The organism is Gaoshiqia sediminis, from assembly GCF_025907915.1.
In the GTDB taxonomy this organism is placed as follows: Bacteria; Bacteroidota; Bacteroidia; order Bacteroidales; family Prolixibacteraceae; genus Gaoshiqia; species Gaoshiqia sediminis.
The window spans coordinates 1-3,718 of record NZ_JAPAAF010000082.1; the positions used below are offsets into that span (position 1 = coordinate 1).

Genomic DNA, 3,718 nt, shown 5'->3' on the forward strand with positions numbered 1-3,718 from the left:
CAAAAATCATCAATCAAAAGCGGGAGTAGCTCAGCTGATAGAGCATTAGCCTTCCAAGCTAAGGGTCGCGGGTTTGAATCCCGTCTCCCGCTCAAGAAAGTCACCAGTGGGTGGCTTTTGTTGTTTCTGAACGTTTCCTTTTCTTGATATTTTTAAAATCTATCACACATCGTAATTATCGATTAAAGACCTGAGAACTATTGGTTAGCTCCTTCTGTTTGAGTAGGGGAATGGGTAATGCGAAAATGACATATAAATATCCGAATTGTAGCACGGTTGCGAGCACAAGGGGTGGTGCCGACGTTTCAACCCGTCATTCATTCAGCACATTAACACGGGAGGATGGGCGATGAGGGCGAATACGCGTTTTAAACAGATCATCCGCTCGGACCGTCCGGTGTTGGTGGATTTTTACGCTGATTGGTGCCAGCCATGCAGGCAGGTTCCGCCTATCCTGAAAGAAGTGAAAAGTACCTTCAAAGAAAATATCCGGATACTAAAAGTGAATGTTGATCAGAATCCATTGATTGCCAGTCAGTGCCGGGTGAAAAGCATACCCACCCTTGTACTGTTCAAATCGGGCGATATTAAGTGGACTGTCGAAGGAATTGTTCAGGTTCCTGAATTGGCCGAAGTGATTACGAAATATTTGGCTGACAGTTAATTTGTTTGTTTGATTTTTCGTTAAACATCTCTATATTTACCGCGCTAAGGTAATTTTATGAGCATCGTTAACCATCCTGCCGAAAGGGATTCGCTTGACAAAATTCTGGAAAGCCGGTCTTCTATCGAAAATATCCAATATGTCAAGGACTTGTTGTCCGCCACGTCTTCTATCATTTGTATCCTGAACGACAAAAACCAGGTTGTTTTTTCCAATGATATTTTGTTTGAAAAGTATGGCTTGGACCTTGAGCGTGATGTGCTTGGTTTCCGTCCGGGCGAGATTTTTAATTGCGTGAACGCCGATAATGATACCGGTGGCTGCGGCACTTCCGACAAATGTCAGTTCTGTGGCGCCAATACGGCTTTTTTGACCAGTTGGAAAGAAAAACGCCAGGTGATTAACGAGTGCCGCATCGTAAAGCATAACGGGGCGCATACCACACAGCTTGATCTCGAAATTACGGCTACCCCATTTTCATATGCGCAGGTGGATTACCTGATCGTTTCGATTGTGGACATAACCGAGAGGAAGCGCAAGGAATTGCTGGAACGTATCTTTTTCCACGATATTATCAATATTGCGTCGAGCCTGAGCGGGGTGTTGCAGCTTTATCCGCTGTTGGAGGATCAGGAAAAAGCGGAATATCTTGAAATTGCCCACTCGTTGAGCGATCAGATTATTGACGAAATCAAAGGACAACAGCAGATGCTGAAAGCCGAAAGTGGCGAATTGGACGTCAATCCGGCAGACTTGCGGGTGGCGCCGTTCCTGAAAAAAATATGCGATCAGATCCGCTTCAACAATGCTGCCTTTGAACGGAAGGTGCATACTTCGGATTTAACCGGGAATGCCCGTTTTCGTACCGATGAAATGTTACTGACCCGGGTGCTGATCAACATGGCCAAAAACGCGCTGGAGGCCATTGACAGAGGGGAGGAAATCACGATTACCGCCAAATACGATACCGGTAGCCTCCGCTTCGAAGTACATAATAACAGCTATATCGAAGAAAACGTTCAGCTTCAGTTGTTTCAGCGATCCTATTCTACCAAAGGGAAAAACCGTGGACTGGGCACGTATTCGATGAAACTGATCGGCGAACGTTACTTAAAGGGCAAAGTCGGGTTTACAAGCACGACGGAAAATGGTACTACCTTCTATATCGAATTGCCTGAAAATAGCTGATCCTTACTGCAGTGCCTGACGAATTTTATCCAGTTGTTCTTTCGGATAATTTTCATTCGGGCGTAACGTCTGCGCTTTGTTGTAATAAAAGCGGGCTACGCTGTAGTTTCTATTTTCATAAGCTTTGTCGGCTTCGCTAACTGCAAGCTGATATTCCCGGTCTTCCTGAATTTTCTTTTCCTGATCCATCGCTTGCTGAATTTCCTTGAGCTTGATGGCGGCATACTGGTCGTCTTTTTTGATGGAGAGCGCCCGCTGGAAATAGGAACGGGCTACAGCCATTTCCTTTTTGTAAAACGCTTCATCACCATTTGTTACCAGGTTTTGGTATTCCTCTTCCTCGCGCTGTGACAACAAGGAATTGGTCAAACGGCTAATTTCATCGATCTGTTCTTTGGGATATTGCTCCCACGATTTGACGGAGAGGGCCTGACTGTAATAAAAACGCGCGACCGTATAGTTGTTTTTTTCAAATTCAGCATCGGCCCGGGTGATGGCATCGTTGTAGGCTTTCAGCTGTTCTGCTGTCAGCGATTGGTCAATCAGCTTGCTGATTGCAGTGATCCTCTCTTTCGGATAGGGATTTTCGGGTTGTATCCCGGCTGCCTGGTAATAGTAAAACCGTGCGACGACATAATCTTTCCGTTCGAAGTTTTCATCGGCTTGAAGTATGACCGTCTGGTAATGGTCGCTGCTTTGCGAGGCTGCCCTCATGCGTGTGGCTTCTTCCTGCAGAGTCAGTAGCTTTTGGTCGATTTCTTTGATTCGCCGGGCCGGGTATGTTTCCTGCGGCTTAATTCCGAGCGCTTGTTGGTATGACCCTTTGGCTTGTGTCCATTCCTGCCGGTCGAATTGCTGGTCACCTTGAGTGATAGCCTGCCGGTAGTTAGCTTCCAGTTGTTCCAATATACGCACCAAGTTTTCCACTTCTGTAATTTTCGCGTTTACTTCAGCAGTTTTTTCGGGTAGGATAACGATAGCTTCGTGGTAGGTTGCGATGGCTTCGCTAAATAATTGTTCGTTTGTAAGGACATCGGCTTTTGCCATTTTTTGATTGAAGGCAGCCAGACGCGCCTTGGCCAGGGAGTCGGCCTGCGCTTGTTGACGTCGTTGCAGTTCAGCCTGTGCCAGCAGGTCCAGCTGACGGTCGATTTCTTCGATGCGTTGTTTTGGGTAGGCTTCGTTCGGTTTCAGCCCGAGCGCTGATTGGTAGGATACTTTGGCGGGTTGCCATTCCTGTTGGCCGAACTGCTGATCAGCCTGGGCGATAGCCTGCCGGTAGCTGGCTTCGAGCTGTGCCCGTGCCAGCGAATCGGCTTGCGCTTGCTGTTTTCGTTCCCGCTCGGCTCGCGCCAGAAGGGCCAGTTGACGGTCAATTTCTTCGATGCGCTGTTTGGGGTAGGCTTCGTTCGGTTTCAGCCCGAGCGCCGTTTGGTAGGAAGCTTTGGCGGGTTGCCATTCCTGTTGGCCAAACTGCTGATCAGCCTGGGCGATAGCCTGCCGGTAGTTGGCATCCAGCTGTGCCTGGGCCAGCGAATCGGCTTGCGCTTGCTGTTTCCGTTCCAGTTCAGCCTGTGCCAGTAGGGCCAGTCGGCGGTCAATTTCTTCGACGCGCTGTTTTGGGTAGGCTTCATTTGGTTTCAGCCCGATCGCTGTTTGGTAGGATGCTTTGGCGGGTTGCCATTCCTGCTGGCCAAACTGCTGGTCGGCTTGGGCGATAGCCTGCCGGTAACTGGCTTCGAGCTGTGCCTGTGCCAAGGAGTCGGCCTGCGCTTGTTGACGTCGTTGCAGTTCAGCCTGTGCCAGCAGGTCCAGCTGACGGTCGATTTCTTCGACGCGCTGTTTTGGGTAGGCTTCGTTCGGTTT

At 48.8% G+C, this 3,718-nt stretch carries 3 protein-coding genes and 1 tRNA gene; 3 read left to right on the forward strand and 1 reads right to left on the reverse strand.

The features are described from left to right. Positions 1–19 precede the first annotated feature (19 nt). The 3 genes from N2K84_RS19990 (at position 20) to N2K84_RS20000 (ending at position 1,852) form a co-directional block, all read left to right on the forward strand. Positions 20–92 (forward strand) — tRNA-Gly (locus N2K84_RS19990). A 257-nt stretch (positions 93–349) separates the two neighbouring features. Continuing rightward, positions 350–664, forward strand: coding sequence for a thioredoxin (gene trxA, locus N2K84_RS19995; protein ID WP_282593604.1), 315 nt, complete (start codon positions 350–352; stop codon positions 662–664). 57 nt (positions 665–721) lie between these two features. Beyond that, positions 722–1,852, forward strand: coding sequence for a sensor histidine kinase (locus tag N2K84_RS20000; RefSeq protein WP_282593605.1), 1,131 nt, complete (start codon positions 722–724; stop codon positions 1,850–1,852). Between the two features lie 3 nt (positions 1,853–1,855). On the opposite strand, the gene N2K84_RS20005 is transcribed toward N2K84_RS20000, so the two are convergent. Next, positions 1,856–3,718, reverse strand: a 1,863-nt coding sequence (locus tag N2K84_RS20005; protein ID WP_282593606.1) for a hypothetical protein, incomplete at its 5' end; no start/stop codon positions are given.